This window comes from Sulfuriferula nivalis (assembly GCF_009937995.1).
Taxonomy (GTDB): Bacteria; Pseudomonadota; Gammaproteobacteria; order Burkholderiales; family Sulfuriferulaceae; genus Sulfuriferula; species Sulfuriferula nivalis.
The window spans coordinates 12146-38035 of record NZ_AP021881.1 but is presented as its reverse complement, the minus strand read 5'-3'; the positions used below and the strand labels follow the sequence as shown (position 1 = coordinate 38035).

At 46.1% G+C, this 25890-nt stretch carries 27 protein-coding genes and 1 riboswitch; of the genes, 9 read left to right on the top strand and 18 right to left on the bottom strand.

The window, feature by feature from the left end:
* Nucleotides 1-20 precede the first annotated feature (20 nt).
* Nucleotides 21-1184, bottom strand: a complete 1164-nt coding sequence (metK, locus tag SFSGTM_RS00175; RefSeq protein WP_162083391.1) for a methionine adenosyltransferase — start codon at nucleotides 1182-1184, stop codon at nucleotides 21-23.
* A gap of 38 nt (nucleotides 1185-1222) precedes the next feature.
* Nucleotides 1223-1296: riboswitch (S-adenosyl-L-homocysteine riboswitch) on the bottom strand.
* Nucleotides 1297-1417: 121 nt separating this feature from the next.
* Between metK and SFSGTM_RS00170 the strand changes: the two genes are divergently transcribed.
* Genes SFSGTM_RS00170 through SFSGTM_RS00150 form a run of 5 tightly spaced genes read left to right on the top strand, consistent with a single transcriptional unit; the run spans nucleotide 1418 to nucleotide 5571 of the window.
* Nucleotides 1418-2284, top strand: coding sequence for a lysophospholipid acyltransferase family protein (locus SFSGTM_RS00170; protein WP_162083390.1), 867 nt, complete (start codon nucleotides 1418-1420; stop codon nucleotides 2282-2284).
* A 14-nt stretch (nucleotides 2285-2298) separates the two neighbouring features.
* Nucleotides 2299-3222 carry a lysophospholipid acyltransferase family protein gene (locus tag SFSGTM_RS00165; protein ID WP_232526006.1) on the top strand — a complete coding sequence of 308 codons (924 nt, stop codon included), beginning with the start codon at nucleotides 2299-2301 and terminating at the stop codon, nucleotides 3220-3222.
* Nucleotides 3222-4052, top strand: coding sequence for a diaminopimelate epimerase (gene dapF, locus SFSGTM_RS00160; RefSeq protein ID WP_162083389.1), 831 nt, complete (start codon nucleotides 3222-3224; stop codon nucleotides 4050-4052). Before SFSGTM_RS00165 ends, dapF begins: the two co-directional genes overlap by 1 nt.
* The gene (locus SFSGTM_RS00155) at nucleotides 4049-4684 is read left to right on the top strand and encodes a DUF484 family protein (RefSeq protein ID WP_162083388.1); all 636 of its coding nucleotides are present in this window, start codon (nucleotides 4049-4051) and stop codon (nucleotides 4682-4684) included. Before dapF ends, SFSGTM_RS00155 begins: the two co-directional genes overlap by 4 nt.
* Nucleotides 4681-5571 carry a tyrosine recombinase XerC gene (locus SFSGTM_RS00150; protein ID WP_162083387.1) on the top strand — a complete coding sequence of 297 codons (891 nt, stop codon included), beginning with the start codon at nucleotides 4681-4683 and terminating at the stop codon, nucleotides 5569-5571. Before SFSGTM_RS00155 ends, SFSGTM_RS00150 begins: the two co-directional genes overlap by 4 nt.
* 58 nt (nucleotides 5572-5629) lie before the next feature.
* Here SFSGTM_RS00150 and rplI read toward each other — a convergent pair whose 3' ends face one another.
* The 10 genes from rplI to SFSGTM_RS00100 all read right to left on the bottom strand — a co-directional run bounded on the left by rplI (nucleotide 5630) and on the right by SFSGTM_RS00100 (nucleotide 14846).
* Nucleotides 5630-6079: a 50S ribosomal protein L9 gene (rplI, locus tag SFSGTM_RS00145; RefSeq protein WP_162083386.1), complete on the bottom strand. Its 450-nt coding sequence runs from the start codon at nucleotides 6077-6079 to the stop codon at nucleotides 5630-5632.
* Nucleotides 6080-6088: 9 nt separating this feature from the next.
* Nucleotides 6089-6361, bottom strand: coding sequence for a 30S ribosomal protein S18 (rpsR, locus tag SFSGTM_RS00140; RefSeq protein ID WP_162083385.1), 273 nt, complete (start codon nucleotides 6359-6361; stop codon nucleotides 6089-6091).
* Between the two features lie 13 nt (nucleotides 6362-6374).
* Complete coding sequence (priB, locus tag SFSGTM_RS00135; protein ID WP_162083384.1) at nucleotides 6375-6671, bottom strand: primosomal replication protein N; 297 nt, start codon at nucleotides 6669-6671, stop codon at nucleotides 6375-6377.
* A gap of 5 nt (nucleotides 6672-6676) precedes the next feature.
* Nucleotides 6677-7054, bottom strand: coding sequence for a 30S ribosomal protein S6 (gene rpsF, locus SFSGTM_RS00130; protein WP_162083383.1), 378 nt, complete (start codon nucleotides 7052-7054; stop codon nucleotides 6677-6679).
* An 81-nt stretch (nucleotides 7055-7135) separates the two neighbouring features.
* Nucleotides 7136-7942: a ferritin-like domain-containing protein gene (locus SFSGTM_RS00125; RefSeq protein WP_162083382.1), complete on the bottom strand. Its 807-nt coding sequence runs from the start codon at nucleotides 7940-7942 to the stop codon at nucleotides 7136-7138.
* Between the two features lie 757 nt (nucleotides 7943-8699).
* Nucleotides 8700-10598: a TniQ family protein gene (locus tag SFSGTM_RS00120; RefSeq protein ID WP_162083381.1), complete on the bottom strand. Its 1899-nt coding sequence runs from the start codon at nucleotides 10596-10598 to the stop codon at nucleotides 8700-8702.
* Complete coding sequence (locus SFSGTM_RS00115) at nucleotides 10595-11638, bottom strand: TniB family NTP-binding protein (RefSeq protein ID WP_162083380.1); 1044 nt, start codon at nucleotides 11636-11638, stop codon at nucleotides 10595-10597. Before SFSGTM_RS00115 ends, SFSGTM_RS00120 begins: the two co-directional genes overlap by 4 nt.
* On the bottom strand, nucleotides 11625-13598 hold the full coding sequence (locus tag SFSGTM_RS00110; protein ID WP_162083379.1) for a TnsB C-terminal domain-containing protein: 1974 nt from the start codon (nucleotides 13596-13598) through the stop codon (nucleotides 11625-11627). Before SFSGTM_RS00110 ends, SFSGTM_RS00115 begins: the two co-directional genes overlap by 14 nt.
* Nucleotides 13573-14145 carry a TnsA endonuclease N-terminal domain-containing protein gene (locus tag SFSGTM_RS00105; protein WP_162083378.1) on the bottom strand — a complete coding sequence of 191 codons (573 nt, stop codon included), beginning with the start codon at nucleotides 14143-14145 and terminating at the stop codon, nucleotides 13573-13575. Before SFSGTM_RS00105 ends, SFSGTM_RS00110 begins: the two co-directional genes overlap by 26 nt.
* Before the next feature lie 293 nt (nucleotides 14146-14438).
* A complete protein-coding gene (locus SFSGTM_RS00100) occupies nucleotides 14439-14846 on the bottom strand; it encodes a helix-turn-helix domain-containing protein (RefSeq protein ID WP_162083377.1) in 408 nt (135 codons plus the stop codon).
* Between the two features lie 245 nt (nucleotides 14847-15091).
* Between SFSGTM_RS00100 and SFSGTM_RS00095 the strand changes: the two genes are divergently transcribed.
* A complete protein-coding gene (locus SFSGTM_RS00095; protein WP_162083376.1) occupies nucleotides 15092-15256 on the top strand; it encodes a hypothetical protein in 165 nt (54 codons plus the stop codon).
* Nucleotides 15257-15396: 140 nt separating this feature from the next.
* On the opposite strand, the gene SFSGTM_RS00090 is transcribed toward SFSGTM_RS00095, so the two are convergent.
* The 3 genes from SFSGTM_RS00090 to SFSGTM_RS00080 all read right to left on the bottom strand — a co-directional run bounded on the left by SFSGTM_RS00090 (nucleotide 15397) and on the right by SFSGTM_RS00080 (nucleotide 17813).
* Nucleotides 15397-16077 (bottom strand): hypothetical protein, encoded by a 681-nt coding sequence (locus SFSGTM_RS00090; RefSeq protein WP_162083375.1) that lies wholly within the window; start codon nucleotides 16075-16077, stop codon nucleotides 15397-15399.
* A gap of 363 nt (nucleotides 16078-16440) precedes the next feature.
* Nucleotides 16441-16773: a hypothetical protein gene (locus SFSGTM_RS00085; protein WP_162083374.1), complete on the bottom strand. Its 333-nt coding sequence runs from the start codon at nucleotides 16771-16773 to the stop codon at nucleotides 16441-16443.
* 158 nt (nucleotides 16774-16931) lie between these two features.
* Nucleotides 16932-17813 (bottom strand): tetratricopeptide repeat protein, encoded by an 882-nt coding sequence (locus SFSGTM_RS00080; protein WP_162083373.1) that lies wholly within the window; start codon nucleotides 17811-17813, stop codon nucleotides 16932-16934.
* A 458-nt stretch (nucleotides 17814-18271) separates the two neighbouring features.
* On the opposite strand from SFSGTM_RS00080, the gene SFSGTM_RS00075 reads away from it, so the two are divergent.
* From SFSGTM_RS00075 to SFSGTM_RS00065, 3 genes are all read left to right on the top strand, one after another.
* Entirely contained in the window at nucleotides 18272-18502 is a 231-nt protein-coding gene (locus SFSGTM_RS00075) for a hypothetical protein (RefSeq protein WP_162083372.1), read from the top strand.
* Between the two features lie 267 nt (nucleotides 18503-18769).
* Entirely contained in the window at nucleotides 18770-19024 is a 255-nt protein-coding gene (locus SFSGTM_RS00070) for an AbrB/MazE/SpoVT family DNA-binding domain-containing protein (protein ID WP_162083371.1), read from the top strand.
* Between the two features lie 298 nt (nucleotides 19025-19322).
* A complete protein-coding gene (locus SFSGTM_RS00065) occupies nucleotides 19323-19466 on the top strand; it encodes a hypothetical protein (protein WP_232526005.1) in 144 nt (47 codons plus the stop codon).
* A 139-nt stretch (nucleotides 19467-19605) separates the two neighbouring features.
* Here SFSGTM_RS00065 and SFSGTM_RS00060 read toward each other — a convergent pair whose 3' ends face one another.
* The 4 genes from SFSGTM_RS00060 to dsr1 all read right to left on the bottom strand — a co-directional run bounded on the left by SFSGTM_RS00060 (nucleotide 19606) and on the right by dsr1 (nucleotide 25770).
* The gene (locus SFSGTM_RS00060; RefSeq protein WP_162083370.1) at nucleotides 19606-20145 is read right to left on the bottom strand and encodes a hypothetical protein; all 540 of its coding nucleotides are present in this window, start codon (nucleotides 20143-20145) and stop codon (nucleotides 19606-19608) included.
* A 626-nt stretch (nucleotides 20146-20771) separates the two neighbouring features.
* Complete coding sequence (locus SFSGTM_RS00055; protein WP_162083369.1) at nucleotides 20772-21236, bottom strand: hypothetical protein; 465 nt, start codon at nucleotides 21234-21236, stop codon at nucleotides 20772-20774.
* 87 nt (nucleotides 21237-21323) lie between these two features.
* Nucleotides 21324-22411 (bottom strand): IS3 family transposase gene (locus SFSGTM_RS00050; protein WP_162083368.1). Its coding sequence is split into 2 segments (ribosomal slippage): nucleotides 21324-22159 and nucleotides 22159-22411, totalling 1089 coding nucleotides; the frame shifts between segments, so codons are not numbered across the junction.
* Nucleotides 22412-22476: 65 nt separating this feature from the next.
* Nucleotides 22477-25770: an anti-phage defense-associated sirtuin Dsr1 gene (gene dsr1 / locus SFSGTM_RS00045; protein ID WP_162083367.1), complete on the bottom strand. Its 3294-nt coding sequence runs from the start codon at nucleotides 25768-25770 to the stop codon at nucleotides 22477-22479.
* Nucleotides 25771-25890: the final 120 nt, after the last annotated feature.

The following is a 25890-nucleotide window of genomic DNA, read 5'->3' as shown; positions in this document are numbered from 1 at the left end:
CAATAGGTTAACTAAATGGGTTACAGACCAGCAGCAGATTTCAATTCTTCTGCTTTATCAGTGGCTTCCCATGTAAATTCTGGCTCATCGCGGCCGAAGTGGCCGTAACTTGCTGTGCGAGTGTAGATAGGGCGCAGTAAATTCAATGTTTGAATAATGGCCTTAGGACGCAAATCGAAATGCGCTGCAACTAATTCGCCAATACGTTCGTCACTGATTTTACCTGTGCCGAAAGTATTAACCATTAATGAGACTGGGCGAGCCACACCAATTGCGTAAGCAACCTGCACCAGACATTTGGTTGCCAAGCCTGCAGCAACAATATTTTTCGCAACATAACGACCTGCGTAAGCAGCAGAACGATCGACTTTAGTAGGATCCTTACCAGAGAAAGCACCACCGCCGTGAGGCGCAGCACCACCATAGGTATCCACTATGATTTTACGACCGGTCAGACCCGCGTCACCCATAGGGCCGCCGATAACGAAACGGCCAGTCGGGTTAACCAGATAGCGCACGTCGGTTTTGAGCATATCCGCTGGAATCACTGGCTTGATGATTTCTTCAATCACAGCTTCCTGAATTTGCGCGTGGGAAACATCAGGATGATGCTGGGTAGAAAGCACAACGGTATCAACATGCTGCGGCTTGCCATCAACATAACGAATGGATACTTGTGATTTTGCATCTGGACGCAACCATGGCAAACGGCCATCTTTACGCAATTCAGCCTGACGTTCGACTAAACGATGCGCAAGATAAATTGGCATAGGCATTAACGATGGGGTTTCATCGCAGGCATATCCGAACATCAAGCCTTGATCGCCAGCACCCTGATCCAGATCCAGGCCCTGACCTTCATTCACGCCTTGCGCAATGTCAGCTGACTGTTTGCCAAAAGTGGTAAGCACAGAGCAGGTATTGTAATCGAAGCCGATATCAGAGCTATCGTAACCAATACGCTTCACTGTTTGGCGAGCGATCTGGTTGTAATCTATCATCGCGTGGGTAGTAATTTCACCCGCGATAACGACTAAGCCGGTGGTGACCAGCGTTTCACAAGCAACACGCGCGTGTGGATCCTGGGTAAGGATAGCATCGAGGACTGCATCGGAGATTTGGTCAGCGACTTTGTCGGGATGACCTTCGGAAACGGATTCTGAGGTGAAAATGTAATCTTGCATGGCACACACGCCTTTCTGTAGTTAAATGACCAAAAAGTAAGACGTGAGCGTCGTTGCTATATGAACGGTTTGAGCCTGGCAGGGTTTCCCCGTCGCAACGCTCCTCAAACCAAGCGCGTATTCTAGCTAACAATTCCATCTGTGTATATATCTGCTGGAATTTTGATGTTTACCCCTTGTATTTACTACGCTTGAGTTAAAATAGCGGCTACTGTTTGCTCACTCCTGACTGCATGCGTTTATTTATTCTTCGATTATTGGCAAAGTTACCTCTGCGATTCTGGCATGGCATAGGCGCTTTTGGTGGCTGGCTGACTTATCGCAGCGACAAACGCTATGCCGCTAAAATTCAGCAGAACCTCGCACAAAGTCAGATTGCCAGTGATGACGCAGATTATCAGCGATTACTACAACAGACAGCGCGTGAAATTGGCAGAGGGGCAGCTGAAATTTTGCCTATCTGGTTACGTCCTTATCAGGATGTTTTGAAATTGGTACAAGCATGTCATGGCTGGGAGCATGTAGAGGCCGCTGCCCAATCGGGCAAAGGTATTCTGGCAATGACTCCGCATCTGGGCTGTTTTGAAATAGTGAGTCTTTACTACGCTGCTCGACGACCAATGACGGTCATGTATAAACCGCCAAGACAAGCTTGGGCAGAGAATATGATGCGTGCAGGGCGCGCACGGGGTCAAATTAGCCTTGCCACCACTGATGTCAAAGGTGTACGGGCATTGCTGACTGCGCTGAAAAAAGGTGAGGCGGTTGGTGTGCTACCGGATCAGGTTGCAAGCCGAGGAGAAGGTGTATGGGCCAATTTCTTTGGTCGACCTGCTTATACACCTACCTTGGTTGCACGCTTACATCAATCCACGGGCGCAGTACCCTTGCTGATGTTTGGTGAACGACTGCCCAATGGCCAAGGCTATGTTATTCATATCGAGCCCTTAGATGCCGATATGAGTGGCGACAAACAGGCGGCAAGCATCGCACTCAATGTGGCGCTGGAACAGCTTATCCGTAAATACCCTACACAATATTTATGGAGTTATAACCGTTACAAACGTCCGGGTGGTGTTGAACCGCCACCAGACGCATAATTGGCATTCTCCAATTGTTATTCAAAGAACTTTCCAAGCAGATATCCGCTATCTTTTCGCAACTTATGACGCGACTGGGTATCGGCTTGCTATGGCTGCTCCATTTATTACCCTCATCTGTACTTGGACGAGTGGGGGAGGGCATAGGCTATGTCATTTATTATCTGGCGGGTAAACGCCGCCGTATTGGTGAGAAAAATCTGGCCTTATGTTTTCCTGCATGGTCTGAAAAGCAACGTAATCAAGTCTTGCATCGGCACTTCCAAGTCCTGAGTCGTGCAGCACTGGAACATGGCATTTTGTTCTGGTCCAGCCATCAACGCGCAGGAAAATTAGTGCAAGTTGAAGGATGGGAACATTTTGAAGCGATACAGAATGAACCAGTAATTTTGCTAGCACCCCATTTTGTAGGTTTAGATATGGGTGGCGTGCCACTACTACTTAAGCATTACAAATTGGTGTCTATGTATAGCCGGCTGAAGAATCCTCTGTTTGATGCATTGATGCTGAAAGCTCGTCACAGGTTTGGCGAACATACACTGATCTCACGCCACGAAGGTGTGCGCCCACTTATCCGGGAAATCAAGCGTGGCGCAGCATTGTATTACCTGCCCGATCAGGACTTTGGTGCAAAAGATGCTGAATTCGCCCCATTCTTTGGCGTTCCCGCTGCAACTATTAATGCGCTGCCGCGCCTGGCAAAAGTCTCTCACGCGAATATATTGCCTGCAGTCACTCGCCAATTACCAAACGGACTAGGCTATGTGCTAAAGTTTTATCCTGCCTGGGATAATTTCCCTAGCGATAATATGCTGGCCGATATTACCCGCATGAATGCTTTTATTGAAGAGCGTGTACTCGAAATGCCAGAGCAGTACTTCTGGTTACATAAACGTTTCAAAACACGCCCTTTAGGTGAAACTAGTGTGTATAAATAATGAATATTAAATTTACCAAAATGCATGGTGCCGGCAATGATTTTGTTGTCATTGATGCAATCAACCAGACCGTGAATCTCAGCGCCGAGCAAATTCGCCATATTGCCGACAGACACATGGGCGTAGGTTGTGATCAGTTGTTGCTGGTTGAACGCCCTACACGTGATGATGCCGATTTTCGCTATCGTATTTTTAATGCTGATGGTAGCGAAGTTGAACAATGTGGCAACGGTGCCCGTTGTTTTGTACGTTTTGTGCATGACCATAGCCTGACACAGCAGCACGAAATTCGCGTCGAAACGGCGTCCGGCATCATCGTGCCCAAACTGGAAAATGATGGTCGTGTTACCGTCAACATGGGCGCACCACGTTTTGAACCCGTTGACATTCCATTTGTAGCGACAGAGCGTGCGCTCACTTATACGCTTGATGTTGCCGGTAAAGATCTGACTATCTGTGCACTTTCCATGGGTAACCCGCATGCAGTGTTGCTGGTTGATGATGTTGATACCGCACCTGTCACCACTAGCGGTGCGCTTATCGAAATACACCCGCGCTTCCCCAATCGAGTCAATGCTGGATTTATGCAGATCGTTGACCGTAGCCATATCCGTTTACGTGTATTCGAACGCGGTGCAGGTGAAACCCTCGCCTGTGGCACAGGTGCTTGTGCGGCAGTCGTTGCAGGAATAAGCTTAGGTTTATTGGATCAGCAAGTTGAAGTCAGCACCCATGGTGGTACGCTGACTATTTCATGGGGTGGTGGTAATACGCCCGTTTGGCTGACTGGCCCTACTGTTAATGTTTTTGAAGCCGAAATCTCGTTATGAAAACTGAAGAAATTGCCCGTTATCTCGCCGCTCATCCGGAGTTCTTTGACCAGTACCCGCATTTATTAACGGATATTCGTTTTAATCACCCTCACGATGGACGCGCGATACCTATCGCTGAACGTCAGATCCTGAATTTGCGCGATAAAGTATCATTACTTGAAAACAAACTGGCTGAGTTAATACAATTCGGTGAAGAAAACGATGTCATTTCTCAAAAAATGCATCATGTAGCTACCGCCACCATAGCGGCTCGCGAGCTAGATACACTTATTCATGCACTGTATTTAAATTTACGTGAAGCTTTCGACATCCCGCATGCGTGTATCCGAATTTGGAATGGTGCTGGATCGGGTGCTGAATTTTCACCTTGCTCAGAAGACCTGATTAGTTGGGTGAACAACATGCCCCACCCTCAATGTGGCGCATATCTGCACGAGGAGGCGCTGTCATGGCTTGGTGATACGACGATGCTGCGTTCCTATGCCGCAGTCCCATTAAAACATAATGAGACCTTAGGTGTGCTTGTACTTGCATCTGAAGATGCGCAACGTTTTTACCCGCAAATGGGGACTTTGTACTTGCAACGTCTGGGCGAGTTAATTGCATCAGGTGTGCAACGCATGACATGAACGATCAGCTGCTAGCCGCGTATCTCGATTATATCGGTGCTGAACGTGGATTAGCTGCGCTTACGCTGGACAACTACCAGCGTGACATCAAACTTTTATTACTACATCTTAATTCCACAACGCTGGAACAGGCACTGGCGCATGATATACGTCGTATCGTTGCGCGTCTGCACGCACAAGGGCTATCTGGCAAAAGCCTGGCGCGTATCTTATCTTCATGGCGCGGTTTTTATCGCTATCTCAACTTACGTCACGGTTATAGCAATAATCCTTGTGATGGCTTACGCGCACCCAAGCATCGCCGCGCTTTGCCGCACAGTCTGTCAGTAGAGCAAACCCAACAACTACTGGAAACGCATACCGATGATGCGCTGGACGTACGCGACAGTGCAATGTTCGAGCTGTTTTATTCATCCGGTTTGCGACTGACCGAACTCGCCAGTTTACGCATGAGCCAACTGGACATTGCACAAGCCGAAATTCACATAGTCGGGAAGGGCAACAAAGCGCGTATTGTGCCGATAGGCGAGGTTGCGCTTATTGCTTTGCAAACATGGCTAGAACAACGTCCTTCGCAAACGGATGCTGTCTTTCCTGGACGCAACAACACGCATCTCAGCCAGCGTGCAATTGCATTACGTTTGAAACGACGTGCTGCTATAGCCGGGGTGAATGCGAATGTACACCCGCATGTCTTGCGCCATGCTTTTGCTTCGCACTTATTACAATCGTCTGGGGATTTACGTGCGGTGCAAGAATTGCTCGGCCATGCCAGCATCAGTACGACGCAGATATACACGCAACTCGATTTTCAACACTTGGCTATGACTTACGATCAAGCTCATCCGCGCGCAAAAAAACGAGCGGACAACAAAAAGGACGGTTAAACCGTCCTTTTTGTTTATGTAGCCTAATCGGGATTAAATCCCGATCGGTAAACTACGATTAACGTTCGCCTTGAACAGTAACCGTGATTTCAGCAACTACGTCAGTATGCAATGAAATGCTAACTGGGAAATCACCAATAGCCTTTAATGGGCCATTAGGCATACGAATTTCTGCTTTAGCGACTTCAATACCAGCTGCATTCAAGCCTTCAGCAATATCGATGTTGGTGATAGAACCAAACAAACGACCATCCATACCTGCTTTTTGCGATACGACTAAAACGTACTCAACTAATTTAGCTGCACGCGCTTGAGCTGCTGCCAATGTTGCTGCTTGTGCTTTTTCTAATTCAGCACGACGCTCTTCAAAATGCTTCAGGTTAGCAGCGGTTGCACGCTTAGCTTTACCTTGAGGGATCAAGAAGTTACGTGCGTAACCGTCTTTAACTTTAACCACATCACCTAAAGTACCGAGGTTAACCACTTTTTCCATAAGAATAATTTGCATGGTAATCTCCTAGTGCAAGTCGGTGTAAGGCATCAACGCGAGGAAGCGAGCACGCTTGATAGCGGTTGACAACTGACGTTGAAAACGGGTTTTTGTTCCTGTGATACGTGCAGGAATGATTTTGCCATTTTCAGCCACAAAGTCTTTTAACAGTTCAGCATCTTTGTAATCTACCCAAGCGATACCTTCAACGGTAAAGCGGCAGAACTTACGACGTTTGAACAACTGACGGGAACCTTCCCGACGTTTGGTATTGGTCTTGCTATTAGTTGGACGAGGCATGATGCGCTCCTATCTAAATGTTTTCTAAGCTGCAAATATGCAGCACTATATGTGAACTTTTCTGACTCTTTTGCGCGAGAAATCCAGAGACGCTTAATGTTTGCGCTAATTCTAATTGACTCAATTTTTTAGCTATATCACCTACCGCTAACGCTGCTAACTCTACTTTTACCTGCCTTGCCATGTTTGCTTCAATTTGCTGTGATTCATGCAGAATCTTACATTCAATTAAAGGCAAACCTGCTGGCGTGTAACGTAATGCATCGCGTTGGATAAGTATGCCGCTGAACTCAACCTGATTAGCTTGCAAATAAATTAAGCAGCTTCTACGGCTTCAGGAGCAGCTTCAGTGTTCGAAGTCAAAGAACGTGATTTTTCATCTTTCATCATTGGTGAAGGTGCAGTCACAGCTTCATCCATACGAACAGTCAGATGACGCAAAACCGCATCGTTGAATTTAAAGCCGTGCTCTAATTCATCCAGGGTTTCTTGATCACATTCAATGTTCATTAACACATAGTGTGCTTTGTGAACTTTTTGAATTGGGTAAGCCATTTGGCGACGACCCCAGTCTTCCAAGCGATGGATTTGACCATTGCGTGTAGTAACTTGGGTGCGGTAACGCTCGATCATCGCAGGCACTTGCTCGCTTTGATCAGGGTGTACGATAAACACGATTTCATAATGACGCATGCAAAACTCCTTCTGGTTAAAGCCCTCCGTGCGTAAGCGGTAGGGCAAGGGGGGAAACCGAGCATTATATTGTAGATTCAGCTAGTTAGCAAGTTCTGCAAACATATCCATTTCTTCTGGCGTAAATCCTGCGGCAATACGTGCTTCAATATGGATGGGTTTACGTAACTTGGGTGCATTATATTCACGCAATAGCCGCCGGAATGTTGCCACTGGCTCCACGCCTTGCTGAGCACATAAGTATGCATACCAACGGTTGCCTACTGCGACATGCCCAACTTCATCACGCAGAATAATCGCCAATATTGCTGCTGCGTCATCCGCACCCACGGATGTCAACTTATGCATGATAGCTGGCAGCGCATCTAAGCCTCGCGCTTCCAGCACCCGCGGCACCAGCGCCATACGAACCAGTGGATCATGCGCTGTCTGTACCGCCATGTCCCACAACCCATTATGCGCGCTGAAATCACCGTATTCATAACCCAGGCTTTGCAAATGCGCTCGCAATAAGGAAAAATGATATGCTTCTTCGGCTGCTACTCGTAACCAGTCTTCATAGTAATCTCGCGGTAAATCACGAAAACGATATATGGCATCCAACGCCAAGTTAATTGCATTAAATTCGATGTGGGCGAGCGCATGTATCAATGCGGCCCTACCATCTACCGTAGATAATTTGCGTTTTTCTACCAGTAACGCCGAGATTAATTCGGGCTTGGATGGCCTGCCTGGGTCTGGAATAAGGATAATAGGCGTAGCGTCATGCGCATAACTGATTTCATCAGCCAGCCACGCACGACGCAAAGAAGCTACCTGCTCTAATTTATAATCAACATCACACGCCTGTATGCAGCTTAATGTTTTAACAAATAAATTAGTGAGCATATTTTACACTTGGGCTGTATTGCGGTTAATTTACGTGATTATCACTTATGCATATAAAGCATAAGTGATTTTATTCCCAGAAATCACAATCGGCAGTTAAGCGAAATAACTCGCCTAACTGCCGACTTTAGGAAACTACAACCTACAACATCTTGTAGGTTCCCATCAGAGTTTAGATATCGGTAACGTGAAATCATACACTTTCAAATCATGATGAGAAATTTCTAGCCAAGCGTTTCTCATTTTGTCAGATTTCCCTACATTACCTTATGGTGTCTTCTTAACAAAATAAGGCCCATTTGGGATAGCATTCTGACCAAAGATGAAGACTTGCTGATAATAAAAGCACCGCTTCATACTTTCTCTAAAGTATAACTTACCCTATTCAGTATCATGGCTAATGAATAGGGTAATTGCCGCTTCTTCGTTGCTGAAATTGGTCAACCTTGAGGCTAGCCAAACTCACAAGCAATGCGTTCAATGGTTAGGATTCAAACCCTTTATACCGGTATAGCAATATTTAAATTGCCATACCGTGCGATTTAAGAGCGTATCTTTGGGTGTTGACTCGTTAAGAAACAACAAATCGTACGTCATAGGCAATAAACCCACAAATAAAGTGGTCTAAGGAACTTCTGCCACTCGAAAATGATAAACCACCAAAATTCCCACAAAATCTAAACGAATGGGAAAAATCTAAACTCTGATGGGATCCTACACAATTTGTAGGATCCCATTTTAGATTGAAATTGCGTTGTTAAAAATCAAGGGGTTTCGAATCATCGTTGGGACTCAAAGCCTGCAAATTTCCCATCAAATTAGATTTCCCTACATTGTCATCCAGAAAATCAGACGAGTCTAGAAACGCCTCAACAGCGCTTCTAATATATAGCGTCTGTCTTCCAAAGTCCACTTTTGAACCAGAAATTGGCGCAATACCATTTCCGGCCAATGCAACTCTGATTTTACGTGCAGGCTGTTCCACTCGTCTGGCAATCTCTGTGCTAGTCACGTACTCTTTCTGAAAATGCTCAAGATCAACCCTAGAAATCCGATGCCCTCCACCTGGCAAAATTCTCGGCAACATCACTGACTGGAGAAAACCAAGATGAATAAAGTCACTAGCAGCTTCTTTATGGATCATCAAAATTTCAGCCACCTGGGCCAAGGTCAGCCAAGAACCCTGACCTTGCTTATGCCGGTCACGCCATACTCTGATTTCTGCTTCCCGGTATAACACCCCATTAACACCAACTAAATCTGCTTGCACACCAACCGCTTTGATATTTCCCTGCTGGGTCTCTTTAATAAGTGCAACCATTTCAGACTCTGTCCAGATAAAGTACCTAAGCAAATGATTAATAGACACGCAACCCTCATCCGGAAGAGCAACAACAGGTAAATTCTCTCGGATTGATAGCACCGCGTCGATATCAGCTAGCGGCACAAACCATGGCGTTGATACTCCGCCAGATCGAGATGCATTAGGGAACAGCAGTAGCAAGATTCCCCGTATTCGTTTCTTAGAAAATCCTAGCAGTTTTGCAGCGGTTTTAAGATTGATACCCGTTTTTAGGAATGAAGCAACTTGATCCAGCCCAGTTTTCTTAACCGTCAGAAAACGCCGACCCGATTGATACACAGTCGTTTGCCCTTCCAGCATCCCAGACTGAACTAAAAACTGAATACGCTTCATGGAAATCCCAAGTTCGCTACAGGCCAGTTTTGCCGGAATCCATTCTGCACGATGCATAATTGTTTCAACTAACCGGCGGTTACGTCGCGCGACACCACCTTTCCATGAACTGAGTAACCACTCCTCAAATGCAAACCGCACAGGGTCAAACTGTGGTGCAGACAAAACCGTATAAAGATATCGATATGCCTGCCCTATAACGAACTTTAAGGAGCGACTAGATTCTTGCCTCTCAAATTGATTAAGCAATTCATGAAATGCTGCTGGCCAGTTGGCAAATACTTCCGCAGCATGCGAGGTAATTGTCCATGATATGGCCATCGTTCCAGCATGCCGAATTTTAAGAGCCCGCATTCCCATCCCAGGGCGCAAACCTGCACCAATATATCGAGTCAGCTGTTGCATTTGAGTAATATCCAGCTTTTGGAGAGGAATTAATGCTCCCTCATCTGGGCGGTCATGCAGAATATTCTGCAGCACTTTCACCAAAGCCGTACCTGATGAACTACTAGCAACTGGCACTTCCTGTCGCAAATCTGCACCACATTGGCAACGTAGAAGGGCTCCGCGACCCCACTTGATATTCTGTCCACAGGAACTACATCGATCAATTAACCAGACACCATGCTCCGGACAGGCATCGTAGAAATACAACTCCCACCCAACTTGCCAAACCGGCTCGTTTTTCAGGCAGTGTGGACAGAATCGAGCAGCCTGTGAATTCCAAATTCGGGGTTTTTGGTTCCATAAATCAGTCAATCGCGTCAGGTAATCATATAAAACTGGATCAAGCGCTGAATTGGGCATCAGCCCATTAGATTGCAACGAATCGAGAGTAAAAAGAACACCCAACTTTTCCAGATCGATCATCTGCAAGTAGTTAGCTTCAGCCAATCTGAGTAAATATCCTCGCGGTCCTTCATTGTTTTCTGGTTCAGGCCGTATCAGTAATGGACTCATACGTTATCCCTCTTGGCTTTTCTCAGCACACCGCCTAAGCGCCGAGCGATCGGCGAACCAATCATCTGTGCATGTGAATCTGGCTCGAACGGTTCTCCACTTCGATTAAGTGGCCTGAGCGGTGATTCTGGGTGAAAAGGATTAAGCCTGGTTGGGACATCAGACCAAATTTGCTCCCTGAATCCCGCAGCCAATACGGCCAAATCTATGGAAGGCAAATCAGTACGGACAGCAACAGAAATCGCGCCTTCCAACAGCTTTTTTACGTAGTCGAGCCGGCCACCAGACGCAATATAAACTCGCCGCGCCATATTTGATTCGTGTAATGGCACATCAAAGGGTACGGGAATTTGTGCGCCAAAAGCTTGCAAAAGCCCACGGAACTCCAACCAATCTTCTGCGTCATCCATCGCAAATGGTGACAACTCAATCTGCGATGAAAACCGTCGCCATAACTGGCTATTACTCCTGACGACATTTTTAGCTTCTGGTAGACCGCACAATACCAAAGTGCAACGCAGATTATTCATGATTCCTTTTAACCAATCCGTAATGTCGCGATACTGCTGAACAGTTGCGGTGTAGTAAAAGTGGTGGAACTCGTCTAATAACAAAATTTCAATGCCGCACCGCGCAAAATAATTATAGATGCGCTCTGTCTTCTCGGCAGCAGTTCCCCGATGTGCGGTTGGATCCCCAATTGCCCCCAGGATTGTTTGAGCCAAGCTTTTAACGGTTGGGGAGCTTTGCGTTTCAGCAAACAGCGCTGGAATAATGGTCACGCCGCGCTCCACTCGCCGAGGAAAAAGTGACTGATAGTGCCGCAGGATCTTACTCTTCCCTACACCAGAAAAACCCGTGATAAGTAAGCCATCACTCACGCCGTGAATACTGGAATGGTGATGTCTTTCAGCAATTTGCAGCACAATCGACTTGAAGCGAGCATGCTGAAATGTAATGCCCGCAAGCGAAAACCCCAATGCATCTGTACCACTCTGTTCAGCACCACGATAGGTCGAAATAATATCAATTGGTTTCATCTGGATTCTCCAACGGTTTAAATTTTGGCAATTCGTCATTAAGCCCATCGGGGAGCTCGGGTGGCACCTCGTTCAATGGTGATTTGCTGCCTTTCCTAGGTTGGTTGATGATGTCCTTAGACGGAGTCAGCGGGTCGCTATCCGTCATATTCAAGCGCTGCGCCTGCTTTCGATTAGCCATTTTTTTGTCCCGAGCGGCACGATCAATCTTTTGTTGAATGTTTTCCTTCGCCAGTTGCAACTGTTCGCTAGAAAAACTCTCACCAAATTCTTTACGAGCGTATTCACGAACTAGTCTGTGCACAGAGCGTGATATGCCCTGGCTGTAGGCTTCCTGAATCGTAGGTACCTCGATGTATTCTTTGGCGTACGGGTCAAACACTTGAATGTGCGCGACAGTGTTCTCGTAGAACTTCAGCTGGAGGCGTATGTTGTCACCGGATCGACGTCGGATTTCTTGGAGGCGACGGCTGTTGTAATGCAGTCCTTCAAGCTCAAGGCCATAATGGAAGAGTACTCGCTCAGCTGGTATTCCAGTAATCACGTCCAATTGCTGCGGCAAGACAGGCAACTCAATGGGGCGTTTTGATGCGCCTTCCTTCCACTTTAGCAATGGTGTTGTACCGATTCCCCGATGAGGTGATACATTAAATACGTCGACTATCCATTGGACTACGACTTCATGTAATAAATCGAAATCAATACAAGCCAATGATTCTGCCGGATACTCCCCTCTATCCTTAACATTCGAAAACGTTGTGCCGGGCATACGATGTATCAAGTCATTAGCCATCGTTTTAAAGTGTCGCTCCACGGCTCCCTTAAACCAAGGTATTTTCGCCGGACAATATAAAATCTGGATACCCAGTTCCTGACAGGTTTTTTCGAGTCCAGCCGAATGCAGGTCCATTCCGTTGTCGACCGCAATCAGATCTGGAATTCCGCAGGCTGGCCATTCGCCTACTATGTCCGGATATTTTGCGAGCAGCGCTGTTTTCGGTAACATTCCATTTTTAAGACATTGCAAGACTGAATGTGTCGACGGTGGATTAAATGAAAGGTAGTATCCCCAAACTATGCGACAGTGGCGATCCTTTGCTATGGTTAGCCAAGGCCTTCCCAAGTTTAGCCCTGTGAGTTTGTCGATTATGATTAAATCCACGGGCGTATGGTCAATCTCGATTCGCTCAAGAACAGAAGTGACATTCAATGATCCCAGCACCATACGGTACTTCACTTTTGCGGCCTCAGCACCTAACCTTGCCCGATCGACAACATCCTGCTGTAAATCACTCAGCCAACGATAAATTGTTGATTTCGTTGGCGCCTTAATTATTTCTGTCTCGGGCTTGCCTTGGTTCAGTTGCCTAACTTTTTCATGGACGCGTTTGACCACATCCAGTTTTGGCAAGCGCTGCTGCGACAGATACAATTCAGATACCGCCTGTTCGAATACTGCAAACCGACTATCCGCATGTCGAGGTTTGTTTGACCGCGTAAACGGAACTAAATCGGCCAAAGAGCGGGTGTTCCGAAATCGTTTCCACCACGAGTAAACGGATGAAGGGCAGGGTGGATTGTCATCTTGTTCCACTAGTGCGTGGGCTTTAATTAGCTCACTCCAGCGCGCTGGGTTATATTTATTTTGCTCCGGATTAACCGCCTGGATGTATGCTTGCCGCTTCCTCGCAATTTGCTGCCAGCGCTCCGGAAAAGTAGCCAAATCCCTTGGCGTCGTTGTGTAAAGCAGGTCATTCCCAATGCCCAAAGAATCCTGATCAATAACCCAAAGCCCCTCCAGCCAGCGGTTAAGGAGCTCAGCCTCATCAAGATTCAATAACTCGCCTGACTCATCCTGTAACTGCAGCTTTCCTGTGACTAGGCGTCTAACCAACTCCCAGCGCCGCTGCGCGTCAAAGAGTACTAGGCCCTTCTTAAAGGAGAATCGACGCATCGCCATCCTCCTTGACCCATGAAATCAGAGACGAACTGGCAAGTTTTTGCTCCAAGTTACAGCTGAGTATCCCGTATGCAAGCAGCGTCATCACACATGGCTCGCCCAATTCATCAATCACCGCGGCAAGAGGGATAGGGATATCCTTACCAAACTGCAATTTATATTTATCGCTCAAACTCTCAACTTGGTAACCAGGTCGGTTAAAATATTGAAGCCGATTTAGGTTGCTAAGTAACGGTTGGCGCCGAATGCGATCATCGGTCAAAACCAAGAAGCGCCGCCCTAGGTGATCGTAGTGATTCGCAATGTGAGCGAACTTTTCTGAAATCTTGCGAGTTTTAATTTGTGCTAACGGTTTTACTTCAAGGTGGATAACCGAATCACCAATTTGGGTAATTTCAAAATCCGGATAATACTCATGCTGTTTTTGACCAGCATAATAGACCACCCTTTCTGGCTGCTCCCGGAAGCTTTTAATGCCAGATGAAAACTCCAGCAGCAGTATTGCATCACGTTCTAGAAGCGACTCCCACTGGATCATACGACCCATTTTTCGGCTGGGAAAATACCCGCGAATCTTGCGCCCGCTCCTTGTTACAACTTTCCTGGCTAGCATATCTATCCTTTTTTAGGCGTGCAAAAGTCCCTACATGACTCTGCATGCATTTTAAAATCACAAAATTCGGGCAAATAAATACCCGCTGAACGGTTAAAATCCGTTCAGTGATGGCACTACTTTTTGGAAAATTGCTTGACGCCTTATTGGCTTAGATAGATACTGATGATGTCCAGTCACACAGCACTATCACTACCAAAAAGGGCAAGCTTTCCGGCTTGCCTTTTTTACATTTCGTTCTCCTTTAATAATTTTGTTTTAGCAATTGACGCACTCTCACTGACTGTAGACAATTCAAGCGCAAGCTCCAGGAATTGAATCTGTTTTTCACTTAAATTGCCAAGAAGTCTTTCGAATTGGTGCGCTAATCTAAACTCCGCAACCCTTGCCGAGATCGGTATATTTAATGTACGATGGGAATTAGCCAAAGCGATGTGCATTGCAGCGACTTCATCTTCGTTTAATTGGAGTTTTTTGGTGAATTGTTGGATGAACTCATCGCGAGGAATTCCCTTGAGCCCATTTTCTAGTGCCGACAAATAGCTTTGTTCGTAGCCGAGTAATTCCGCGACATCTTTTTGGCGGATATTACGACTTTCGCGGATATGGCGTAAAAATAATGAAAAAGGGCTCATCCCATGAGCCTAACGCAAAATGCGATAATTTTCAAATATCTTTTTTAAACATGTAGTTATAGTAATTTTTTACTAAAAAATCCGTAAGTTTTATACATTTTTTTGGTAAATTTTTCACTTCTTTTTTGTAAAAAATTACAAAAATAATGTAATTATTTATGTGAAGCCAAGGTTAAAGTTTCATTGCCACCATCCTATTCGCAGGCTCAGAGCTTGTCGGTGCGTGAATACAATTTAGGTAGCGCATGACGATTCGACTCATTCGTGCAGATATTGCTTTACTGTCCGAGCATCCAAACACAATACCTGATTATGCATTGATGCCTAGTATCAGGTGGTTGATGATGGCTAATAGTCTTTACTTGGTGTTTTATCGAGCGATACAAAAACCACTCATGTTTTTAGTTTAGATGACGTGATGCGCCTACTAAGATGTTTTACACATGAGTGCAACGAAAAATGGGTATAGAACCTAGATTGATAATGGTTAGCGGGTTGCAAGCATACATGATGTATAAAACTACTGCCACGCCATACCAAGATACGATCATCATTCCATTCTAAACTCTTGTTTTATGGCGTTTTGGTAATGTATCTTCCGCAATTCATCATTACTCATATCAGTATATACCAGCGTTAACTGCTCTCTTTTGTGCACCAAAACGACATTACTGGCAGGCATTGTGACGTAAACTTCTGTCAAAATTGCTTTCTTCGGATTTGGTGGCGCATTTTTAATATCTTCGTATGTGATTACATCTTCGGGAAAATATGGATTAGTATTGATCGTTGTAACACCACGAGTTGCCCATAAAATGCCAAGCGTTACTGCAGTTCCTATCGCATTAGAAGTCGTTTGTGCACTGGTTAGTTCCGGCTTGCTTCCTTCAAGATGGAGGTTTTGTGCATCACCAATAAATTCTTCCTCAACAAAAAAAACATGTTTGTCGCCTGACTTACCATTTAGCGCTAAATCATTACTGCATAAATCAGATAAATCGGCATGATGCACCCAATTGCATTTAGCTTCCCAAGCGTTAAACCATGCTGCTTTTTTAGTAAATCGTGTTCTTTCTACTATGACTGAATAAGGTGCAGGCGTGGTATCTGTGATTTGGTTTTGCGTAGCTGTCGCATTAGATATATCAGCTAACTTATCATCTGCATATACGTTATTAATAAACGCCAACAGTAGCATTGCATAAATACAGCTTCTTAGTATTTTAGTCATTAATGCTCCCCATTATTTGTTATGGTGGTTGATTTAGAATACGGAATCATTCTTATGCTAAGGCTTATCCGCATATTGCAGCTTGCCGTATTACTCAGATCAAAGTGGCTTTATTAACACACCCTTCGCCGCCAATTTTGTGCACGACATTTCTATTGATTACTTCTTAGTCACATATATCGGCAGCGAATAAGAGAGTTTCTCATCCTCTCGGATGGTACGACCCCCACGTAACTTTAGTTTTAACTGGTTTAGTTTCTTCCATTTCTTCAATTTCCGATTTGGATTTTTGTTGATCAGTTGAGTTTGTCGATACCATTTTTTGAAAAGCATCTGTAACCAACAGACTGAACGATAAACTCTCTATTTTTGATTACCTGCCATCACGTTTTGCAAAGGCTTGAAGATACAAACCACACCACCATTGGTCAATGCTACGGTATAGCGCATATCACAATGACCAAGGACGAATCGGATTGGAAACTGCTCATTGCCCCAACTATCAGGCAAAAACGCAATCTTTTGCCCAGGCTTACAGGCTTTGGCTTCATCAAGAGAAATACTATCCACGACACAAACATTATTCTGCTCAATCGCATCGGCAGCAGGTGCTGCGGGTTTCGGCGTGCTGGTGTTGTTGCACCCACCAAGAAAACACGTAGAACTGACCATAAGTGCTAAAAGAAACTTGTTCATTATTTTACTCTCCCTATATTGGCAGTTTTTACGCCGCCTGCTTTTATAAATGTGTACAGTGCAGATTCTATAGCCACGTTTAGTAACTCAAAATCAGACATAAAACGTAGCGATATCCATATCAAATTGGATATTAAGTTTTCTACCCTTGTTATTCCTTAGCGTGATGTGTTGAGGTTTTTTATGCCAAGATATTCATTAATTGCTTTCGTAACCCCGTTTGCAATCATTTTTCTCGTCAACGCTTGTCCTGATTCTATTTCTGCTTCTGTCATTTTAGAGACAAAGTAATCTCTATTGGATAAAGATGGATTATTTTGCGAATGATCCTGACTTGCGGATAGATTGTAGAGGGCATAGGCAATGATGTTATTCTGAATTACGCTTTGACCCTTTCCATACATTACGCCAAGATTATTCTGTGCTATAGCATAATCCTGATCAGCGGCTTTTCTGAACCAAGTTACGGCTTGGCTGAAATCCTGTGGCACACCTTGACCGTTGTAGCATAGCAAACCAAGGCCGTATTGTGAGGCAGCATTACCTTGATCAGCAGCTTTTCTGTACCAGAATGCGGCTTGGGCATAATCTTGTGCTACACCTTGGCCGTTGTTATATAGCAGACCAAGGTTGTTTTGCGCGTTAGCAAACCCCTGATCAGCGGCTTTTCTGTACCAGGCTGCGGCCTGTGCGTAGTTCTGTGGTACGCCTTGACCATCATCATATCGTAAGCCAAGACTGTATTGCGCAATAGCATTTCCCTGCTCGGCGGCTTTTCTGAACCAAGTTACGGCTTGGGTGAAATCCTGTGGCACACCTTGGCCGTAAACGTACAGTAAGCCATACCAAAATTCCGCATTAACACCACCCTTGATCGCGTCTTGCTGCAACTGCTGTAAGGCAGTCGCATTACCTTGGTATGCTTGCGTAGCGAGTTGCTTAGCTTGCGCATCATCCATTGCAGCAGCATCCCCAGATGCCAGAATCAGGGTTGAACTCAATGCAATGCTGGTGATAGATAGTAATTTGTTGCATTTCATTTCTTAACCCGTATCAAAGGTAAATAATTGTGGAATAGATTTAATAGCCAATTATGCGTAGTTACAGAAAAAGGCTTTGTTGTAAGCTTAAAATTGACATCGCTCTAATTGTTAATACCACGCTGCGCTGAAGAATAATTGTTAACGCGCTCTCATTTCATCCACCGAGAATGAATCTACAATGTAGATTTTTAGTTATTTTTAAGCGGCCTAGCTTATCACTTCCCTATCTTTTTTCAAGAGTTTTGTAAGACTAACAATCAATATATATGTTGACTTACACTGGCGCTATGAAGTGTTAAGACGAATTCGTATTTGCAATAATTATCGGAACTCGGAAGGCAAGCCATTAGCATGGACACGCCGTGCTCAATATTCACTATTTGGTCGCAGCCACATTGAGTATTCTTACGCTAAAATAGCTTTAGCCCTCCAAATACAGTAAACAGCGCCATATCATGAATGAGCTATTATTTTTTCCCATTTTTTTCTTAATCAGCTATGGTTTATATTTAACTGTAGTCGCCTGCATTCCATTTGATTTTGTAACCATATTTAGCCGTTCCAGTTTTGAGACCAAACCTCTGAATAGTGTTAAGGCTCGTGTCTCCACTTTTTTATCTGGAATTTTTGCTATTGTATGTGCTGTTTTCCTTGGCCTGCTCCTATATGGAGCTACAGGAGGATGAAGAACTAGGTGCTCAGGCTGATGCAGCAGTCAATGGCAGCGGCTAATTGCGCTTCAGCCATGCTGTAGGCACGAATTGCATATTAATAAAGGATAGGTACGGTAAATTGGGATTATTAGGTGGGGGTTCATTTGATGTGTTCATATTAGCTTTGACCGTGCGCTTGGCTTATGGGCTCAAATATTCAACTGGTTTTGGGGTTGCCCATATTGGAAGTCAAAAAACTTAACGTTAATGCATATATTGTTGAGCTATAAGGATTAAGGGATGAAACTTTTTATTAGAAAACTAGGCAATAGTGCTGGCATTATTTTTCCAGCAACCATGTTGAAATCCCTTAACCTGTCTATTGGTAGCGTTGTGAATGCTGAACAGATTGACGGGAACATTGTATTAATACCAGTGACTAAAACCAAATACAAGCTTGCTGAGTTAATGGCGCAATGCGACTTAAACGCACCTGAACCTGCCGATATGCAAGCATGGGGATCTATGCAACCTGTTGGAAAGGAATTCGTCTGAGTGTTGAATCGCACCGCAGACTATCCTGCTTTTGCATTTTAGTTTGAACCACCAAATTTGATAATTAGCCATGCGGCATAACGGTTTGCATTTCTTGAGGCGGGTCAATATTTAATGCAAATATTCAGCCAAAAGTAACTTAATTCGACATGCAATTTAATACCTTGCTCGAAATGATGTTAATTTCGATGTGAGTGAGCATCATTATTGATAAATAAATGGAGGCCGTTCCATGCGTATTACTGTCACTATCGTCGACACCCTCTAAGAGAAGGCCCTGGAATTAGCTGACGCTAACATGGACAAGGCGGACATCTTCCGAGAAGCCATCAAGACTTTTATACGCGTGCAAGCCGCCAAACGTCTTGCAGCACTTGGCGGCTCAATGCCTGAAATTAAAGCTATACCACGGCGCCGCGAGCAAGAGTCCTCGAATGACTAAGCGTTTGAACCAACATCGGAAAATGCGCCATTTGTGGCTCATATGTTGTTGCAGAGCTGCCAACACAACCGCACGTTATTACCGTTTGACAACCCTAAACGATCGTCCAGGCATAAGACCAGCTGAGGTAATCAACACGTTATGAATTAATTGAATTCGCTTTTGCTCTTTGTTTTACATCGTCATTTGTTGCGATAGGCAATCCAAGAAACTCCAACTCTGGCATTTCAGCATATTCATTAACGAATGGTAGATACAGCCGAACATTCCAACTATCGCCGGACTTTTTTGCAGCATAGGGGTGAAGCAGCTCGCCATCACCACGCACTCGATCAAATCGTAATAGCCCTTTGTTTCGATACTTTGCCATTTGAGACGAAAACCGCTCTCTCATCATTCGACTGGCAACTTTATGGGGAAAGCCGGGATGTCCTGATGTATCGGCTTCGTGAATTGCGTCTTCAATGGCATCATCAAAACTAAGATAGCAGCCAGGTAGATCGTGTTCGTCAAAGACCGTCTCTGTAACCAAATACGGCGGGCCTTTGTACCAGCTTGCATCACGATCCGCTTCAATCTGGATAGCTGTAATGGTTCGCGTACCCACATCGGTACAGCGCCAGACGAATCCAGCAGACGCAAAGAATTCTAAGCCAATATAAAAGTCTGAAAGTTTCATGCTAATTTGCCAGGTTTAGTGTCTCAACAATTAAGATTTGTTGTGCTGCTAGAGATTTCTTTGCCCCTTCATCAATTTCAAGCCGCCGTATCAAATAAAATAGAAGCGATAATCGCGGGTATCAATACAGGTTCCCCATCAGCCTATTCAACATTCACAACGCTACCAATAGACAGGTTAAGGGATTTCAACATGGTTGCTGGAAAATAATGCTAGCACTATTGCCTAGTTTTCTAATAACAAGTTTCATTACTTAATCCTTATAGCTCAACAATGCTATTCCGTATGGTTACCTAAGCAGCGCGTTTCTCGAATTCATCAATCCAGGCGATTACTGCATCCAAATCCGCCGCGAGTGTTTCCAGAGCAGATAAATAACTATGTTCATAGCTAAGTAATTCTGCGACATCTTAATTGGTGGACATTACGACCTTCTCGGATTTGACATAAAAAAATGGGCTTATCTCACAAGGCCATCATAAAAAACATAAATTATAAACATATCTATAAATCAATAAGTTATACATTAATTTATCACGATCCTAATCTACCTTCATAGCTGTAAATTTGCACTGTAAATTGACCATTTTTTGCATTTTAGTCTAACACGGCATTTCAACAAATTTCTATTCTTGTCCGTGTCGCCGCGCGTACTCGATAAGACGTAGATAACGAATATCCCGCTGGCCTTCCACCCAAGCTGCCACGAGTGCTCTTAGACAATCACGTAGCTCCTGCGGAGCCCAAGGCTGGTCAACAATAATTGAATCCAGCAATTTTAGAACATCTTGCGGGAACCGACTGCATAGTCCCGATTCGTGGAGAAGATGAACGACATAGTGCGGATGTTCAAGTGGTTGCAGCCAGTCACGTACCGTGCCCAGTGCAGCAGGGAACTCGCCTCGCGCAGCTATGGCCAGGCGCGCAAGTAGCTCGGCGATAGCTTTTGAAGCCAATGGACGAGATTTTGGCCAGATAGTTTGCCAGTATGGTCGAATGCGGTTGTTCCAATACTGTTCTCTCTGTTCACCCGCGCCTTCCAGTGCATAAACAAGAGCCTGTGCTGACTCTTGCAAACCTTCCTGCGGCAAAACACTGGTAGCCTCATACAGTTCAGCAGCAGTAAATGTATCAGCCGGGGTAATCCCCCCATTAATAACCGCAGTTAAAAGTAGAGGTTAAGCGGCCATAGCGAGTTTGTGTTTAGGCGGGATACCGCCAATCGCCGTGTTTGGTCGTTCGTTATTGTAAGTCCATAACCAAGCTGTCGCAAAGTTTTGCACTTCCTCGACGGTATCGAACAAGTAATGCGCCAACCAGTCATAGCGCACTGTGCGGTTATAGCGCTCGATATAAGCATTCTGCTGGGGGTTGCCTGGCTGAATGAAGTCAAGTTTGATACCCCGCTGTTCAGCCCATTCCTTAGTCATATTGCTGATGTACTCAGGGCCGTTGTCACATCGAATCACCTTGGGTACGCCACGCCATTCGATGATTTGTTCCAGTGACCGAATCACACGTTCTGACGGCAGCGAGAAATCCACATCAATACACAAACCTTCACGATTAAAGTCATCAATGACGTTGAATAGCCTGATACAGCGGCCATCCGCTAACTGGTCGTGCATGAAGTCCATTGACCAGACTTCGTTGATTTGTGTTGGTACGGCAAGCGCCTCTGGTTTCTCCCGTACCAGACGACGTCTGGGTTTGATGCGTAGGTTCAATTCCAGCTCGCGATATATTCTGTAAACCCGCTTGTGGTTCCAACGAAACTGTTTGGTATTACGCAGGTAAAAATAACACAAGCCAAACCCCCAGTTGCGTTGGTTGGTGGTCAAACGTATCAGCCAGTCGGCGATGAGGGCATTCTCTGACGACAGCTTAGCCTGATAGCGATAGCAGGTTTCGCTGATATTAAAGGCAGCGCAGGCAGTACTGATGCTGATTTGCCTAGTTTGCACTACCAACACAGCCATCTCGCGGCGCAGAGATGGCTTCACCACTTTTTTGCAAGCGCCTCTGAAACGATTTCGGCTTTGAGGCGTTCTTCAGCATACATCTTTTTAAGCCGACGGTTCTCGTCTTCCAGCTCTTTGAGCCTGGCCATCATGGAGGCATCCATGCCGCCAAATTTGGCGCGCCATTTGTAAAATGTCGCTGAACTCATGCCGTGCTCTCGGCATAGTGTAGGCACTGGCGTGCCTGCCTCCGCCAGCTTCAATATCTGCATAATCTGGTTGTCACTAAATCGGGTAGTCTTCATGTAAAAAATCCTCAAATCCTAATTAAGAAAATTCTACTTTTAAATGCACTTATTTGCTGGGGGGATTACCGTGCTGCATGAGCAAGAATAGCAGCGTACTGTCGAGCATGTTCACCCAGATCACTGTAGTGGCAAGCCGTTTCAAGGAAGTCAGCCTTAAAGGCAGCGAGTAATGGCCGGAACAAACGAGGTGACCAGAGGAATCCTTCCCAGGCAGCTCGTGCCTCATTCACAGATATCTGCCAATTGAACAACGGTAGAAGATGTGTCTTAGCCCATTCGCGATCTACACGGAACAACGCGATCACGTGAGTTGCCAACAAAACACGCGCATGACGGTATTGTTGATTTTGGGTATTACAAAGCGCTGTAAATATGGGCTTCAAGTCGTCTGGCAAACCTTGATCATCATTGGGCAGACGGCGAAACCAGTGATGCAGTAGCGCTTGCGTAACATGACCTACCGGGTGATTGATAGCCTGACTAACAGGACGCTCCTCCGAAACTCCACCCTGATGCTCTATTGCAATAAAGCGTCGACACAGATCGAGGAAAATGTCTTGGTGACCGTCTGCAACTTTTGAGGCTGTATCCAACCACCATGTGAAGCTATGGGCAGTAGCGAGTAGCACGTTATCGGGCATGTACTTTAGTACTGGAGCTACGTAACGCCAAGACCTCCGAATCAGTTTTTCATCGCTCCATGCTTGCAGGGCTTCTCGCCAGCGCTCCTCAGGCCATAGATTCACACACGCAAGTGCATACAATGCACAAGCTGCAGTTGAAAATTTCGACCGACATACATCACTCCAATCATTCTCGTAAAATAGGCCTTTGACTGGCCGACGTTGTAGCCATATAACCAATTCACGTCTAGTGCGCGGTGCGATATCGATCACGCGCCGATCCTGATAGTCTGGATCACCGGTTCCACTCATCCAATGCGAAAATTCATCACTTTCATTCAATGCGACATGCCATTCAGGATGAGCGGCAGTCAATTCAGCTAATCTTGCACCAGCGTTGTCACCGAGTGTGACTCCCCCGAAAACAAGCTTGGCCAAACGTAACCAGATGGCGTGATCAACTAGATCACGCCATTGTTCAGGATCAATATCATCACGGAACATTTCGCGCGGCGGACCTGACAAAATACCTGTCTCGATCCGAGTACGCGCCGCATCGGGCAGGCTAGAGCCTTGCAGCACCAAAAGGCGCATCGTTTCGCGCTGTGACTCCACTGACCATAACCACCAAGCGTTATCAATCAACAGCCAGTCCACCCACTCACCGATGGGAGTTACGCCAGTATACGTTGCAGCAAAAAGCGCCAGACGCTTATAGGTAGGATATGGCTGTGCAAACCAGTCATGTGCGATACGTGCAGCCCGCGCCGGGTTTACTTGGTATGTGACATCCCAAGCATCGCGCAGCATCTCAATCAGCGCAACCCAATCATGAAAGCCTCGATTTTGCCAATGCGTGCTAATTGAGGGCAAATCCCAATGAGCACGATCATGCTGATCGTCTGCCTCACCCAGCTCGCGCATCAGATCTAGCGCGTCGCGAAGTAGCTGTTGAAAATCGTCCAAAAGCGTAGGTAAGGCAGCTCGCCACGTTTCGGACCTTGCCAAGTCATTTAATGCGGAGTGGACATGGTCTGCAGCTAGTACCAGATCCCAATTAACCAATTCTTTCAACTGTTTTGGAGTGGATGCATCCGCGCTTTCATCGCCCCAGCGGAAAGGTTGCTTTAATAATACCTTGGGCGTGAGCAAATCGCGCAATTCTAAACGTACCGTCGTCGTGAACCCTTCGTTGGAGAGGTGATCCCTCCAGCGATATAGGTCAAGGTCACGCCATGGCGACTTAACTCGACCTGAAAGGAATAAGCGCCAAACGGTGCGCATCAACGGCTGTGGAATGGCATTCGGTGCGTTGGCGCGAATGCGATCAAGCTCGGTGGTATTTCCCTCACGCTCCAGTTTTGTGAATTTGTCTAACTCGCCTTCGATCAACCACATTAAGCGATCATGTAATTGTCCCCCGCGTTTGGTCAGCCAAAGCACCAGCGCTGGGTCGTTCAGGTGACGGGTCAGCCACCGAGCGAGTTGAAACATCACATCGTCACAGCCACTGCTATTAGTTCCGCCGAACGTAAGCATCATCCATGGTGCGAGAGAGTAGGGCGCGGGGCGGCGGGTCAGGCTGAAAGACAGTTTGTCATCTTGCTTCGACAAGGGTGCCACGCCAAAGCGTGGCAAATCAACTTGTCGATAGCGATCCTCGCTTAGCGACTCCAGCCAGTCTAATGATGGCACTGGGTCAAACTCAGCAAAAAGCTTGGCCGGCAAACCAGAATCGTGTGATAAAGCCCAGAGCATTCTGCCAACGTAATCATCTTGCTTGGTGCTGGCCAATGGTCGCGTCATCGCATAATCGACCACGATACGCTCCTTGCCCTGCACTCCATCACGGTAGGTTTCTGCCCAAGCCTTTAGCGTTTGATGTAGAGCAGAGTGATCATGGGTGCCAGTCGGCACTTCATAAAGAATCGGAGTAACCCCCTTGGCCTCCCATTCGATAGTCTTTTCTGCCTCGCACCCCACCTGACAATCCCCCAAAGCATAGGCCTGCGGTGTGATTTCGCCCAACATTCGGTCTGCCGCGAGTGCATCCATCATATAGCGCATCACGGGGTCGTTGATGCTGTAACCGACAAAACAGACAACATAGTTTCGAAATAGCTCGCTGACGAAGCGTGCAGCCCATCGTTCGGTGAGGTAAGCTAGACCAAAGTCGCCGCTGGTCAACACCAAGCGATGTAAATTATTCGCGTCAGGGGTTTTAGGAAGTAAACCGTGAAGATACACCACACCATCCCAACGGCTGTTTTTGGGGATAGGAAGCAAGGGCGCGGGGTAAGCAGGAATAGCTGACTTAGTTCGCTCCACTAGGTGCTGGAAGATGCGATCGAAGTTGGTGGTCACCAGACGCACAGCACCGTCGCGACTTCGCGCCAATTGCAGCAGTGCGGCATGAGTCTCGGTAGCACCTTTGAGCCGCAGCTTAGGTTTTAGTACCGTTGCCAGAGCCATGCGCACAGTCACGCGTTGACCAGGAATACGGTGTTCCAGCAAATCCAGCGTGGCGTCGTATTGACCTCGCGAATATGCTTCATTCTCAATGTCGTTACGCACAGTGCCGACGATGCTATAGATTTTATCCACCAAACCCTGAAATCCAGGGAGCCCTGCTGGATACGAAATACCCGCACCACAGAAGAACACTACACGCCCCTCCTCGTGGGCTTGCAATAGCGCTTCAGGAATATCTGGGCCGTGTTTAACGAACTGCATAATCAGGTGGGCTCCAAGAGAACATAACACTTACAGTAGAGGGTAGTTGAGTACACCAGGCATGAAGGATATTTCCAACGCAATCTGTGAGGAGCAGTAACAACTTAACCATATTTGCGC

What these genes read in the sequence shown, in the direction of transcription:
- metK (WP_162083391.1), bottom strand. Translation starts at nt 1,184, where the DNA reads ATGCAAGATTACATTTTCACCTCAGAATCCGTTTCCGAAGGTCATCCC.
- SFSGTM_RS00170 (WP_162083390.1), top strand. Translation starts at nt 1,418, where the DNA reads ATGCGTTTATTTATTCTTCGATTATTGGCAAAGTTACCTCTGCGATTC.
- dapF (WP_162083389.1), top strand. Translation starts at nt 3,222, where the DNA reads ATGAATATTAAATTTACCAAAATGCATGGTGCCGGCAATGATTTTGTT.
- SFSGTM_RS00155 (WP_162083388.1), top strand. Translation starts at nt 4,049, where the DNA reads ATGAAAACTGAAGAAATTGCCCGTTATCTCGCCGCTCATCCGGAGTTC.
- SFSGTM_RS00150 (WP_162083387.1), top strand. Translation starts at nt 4,681, where the DNA reads ATGAACGATCAGCTGCTAGCCGCGTATCTCGATTATATCGGTGCTGAA.
- rplI (WP_162083386.1), bottom strand. Translation starts at nt 6,079, where the DNA reads ATGCAAATTATTCTTATGGAAAAAGTGGTTAACCTCGGTACTTTAGGT.
- rpsR (WP_162083385.1), bottom strand. Translation starts at nt 6,361, where the DNA reads ATGCCTCGTCCAACTAATAGCAAGACCAATACCAAACGTCGGGAAGGT.
- rpsF (WP_162083383.1), bottom strand. Translation starts at nt 7,054, where the DNA reads ATGCGTCATTATGAAATCGTGTTTATCGTACACCCTGATCAAAGCGAG.
- SFSGTM_RS00125 (WP_162083382.1), bottom strand. Translation starts at nt 7,942, where the DNA reads ATGCTCACTAATTTATTTGTTAAAACATTAAGCTGCATACAGGCGTGT.
- SFSGTM_RS00120 (WP_162083381.1), bottom strand. Translation starts at nt 10,598, where the DNA reads ATGAGTCCATTACTGATACGGCCTGAACCAGAAAACAATGAAGGACCG.
- SFSGTM_RS00115 (WP_162083380.1), bottom strand. Translation starts at nt 11,638, where the DNA reads ATGAAACCAATTGATATTATTTCGACCTATCGTGGTGCTGAACAGAGT.
- SFSGTM_RS00110 (WP_162083379.1), bottom strand. Translation starts at nt 13,598, where the DNA reads ATGGCGATGCGTCGATTCTCCTTTAAGAAGGGCCTAGTACTCTTTGAC.
- SFSGTM_RS00105 (WP_162083378.1), bottom strand. Translation starts at nt 14,145, where the DNA reads ATGGGTCGTATGATCCAGTGGGAGTCGCTTCTAGAACGTGATGCAATA.
- SFSGTM_RS00100 (WP_162083377.1), bottom strand. Translation starts at nt 14,846, where the DNA reads ATGAGCCCTTTTTCATTATTTTTACGCCATATCCGCGAAAGTCGTAAT.
- SFSGTM_RS00095 (WP_162083376.1), top strand. Translation starts at nt 15,092, where the DNA reads ATGACGATTCGACTCATTCGTGCAGATATTGCTTTACTGTCCGAGCAT.
- SFSGTM_RS00090 (WP_162083375.1), bottom strand. Translation starts at nt 16,077, where the DNA reads ATGACTAAAATACTAAGAAGCTGTATTTATGCAATGCTACTGTTGGCG.
- SFSGTM_RS00085 (WP_162083374.1), bottom strand. Translation starts at nt 16,773, where the DNA reads ATGAACAAGTTTCTTTTAGCACTTATGGTCAGTTCTACGTGTTTTCTT.
- SFSGTM_RS00080 (WP_162083373.1), bottom strand. Translation starts at nt 17,813, where the DNA reads ATGAAATGCAACAAATTACTATCTATCACCAGCATTGCATTGAGTTCA.
- SFSGTM_RS00075 (WP_162083372.1), top strand. Translation starts at nt 18,272, where the DNA reads ATGAATGAGCTATTATTTTTTCCCATTTTTTTCTTAATCAGCTATGGT.
- SFSGTM_RS00070 (WP_162083371.1), top strand. Translation starts at nt 18,770, where the DNA reads ATGAAACTTTTTATTAGAAAACTAGGCAATAGTGCTGGCATTATTTTT.
- SFSGTM_RS00065 (WP_232526005.1), top strand. Translation starts at nt 19,323, where the DNA reads ATGGACAAGGCGGACATCTTCCGAGAAGCCATCAAGACTTTTATACGC.
- SFSGTM_RS00060 (WP_162083370.1), bottom strand. Translation starts at nt 20,145, where the DNA reads ATGAAACTTTCAGACTTTTATATTGGCTTAGAATTCTTTGCGTCTGCT.
- dsr1 (WP_162083367.1), bottom strand. Translation starts at nt 25,770, where the DNA reads ATGCAGTTCGTTAAACACGGCCCAGATATTCCTGAAGCGCTATTGCAA.